General features: G+C 50.7%; 1 protein-coding gene. It reads right to left on the minus strand.

Annotation, left to right across the window (positions count from 1 at the left end):
* A partial coding sequence (locus tag IAE50_RS25690) for an IS630 family transposase (protein ID WP_200581697.1) occupies positions 1–542 on the minus strand: 542 nt, incomplete at both ends.

A 542-nucleotide genomic window follows, 5' to 3' on the forward strand; every position in this document is an offset into this window, starting at 1 on the left:
ATCCGGCACCGTCAAGGATGATATGAACTTTCTGTTTTATCGGGTACGTTTCACGGACAGCAATAAAGAACCGGGCGATATTATGGCTGTTGATTTTGTCATATTCCCGGATGACCGTCCGACTGATATCGTTCAGGTTCAGGGCACCCATGATGTTCAGGCGGGTGCGACTGCCGGTGGTTTCTACCACATGGGCTTTTTTTCCGGCAGGCATCCAGCCATAAGCCAGTTTTGTTCCCTGCGTCGGATGCACGCCATCAATGAACAGAATGGGTTCATCACCTCCGGCTTCCTGTTTCAGTTTTTCGTAGATTTCCACGAACGCCTGCTGTGCTTCCTCGCTGTATTTATGCGGTACGCCAGCCGGTTTTCTGTAACTGAAGCCGTTGCGATGCAACCTCTTGTTCATGCCCGGAATGGTATAGCGGATGCCCCACCATTCATCAACCAGCTCAATGATGCTCTGTGTGGTTGGAAGAAGGTTAGTGGTAAGATGAACCCGCAGTTTTTGGGTCTGTTCTTCGCTGAGATGGCTCCGGGAA

This window comes from Kosakonia sp. S42, from assembly GCF_016624785.1.
In the GTDB taxonomy this organism is placed as follows: domain Bacteria; phylum Pseudomonadota; class Gammaproteobacteria; order Enterobacterales; family Enterobacteriaceae; genus Kosakonia; species Kosakonia cowanii.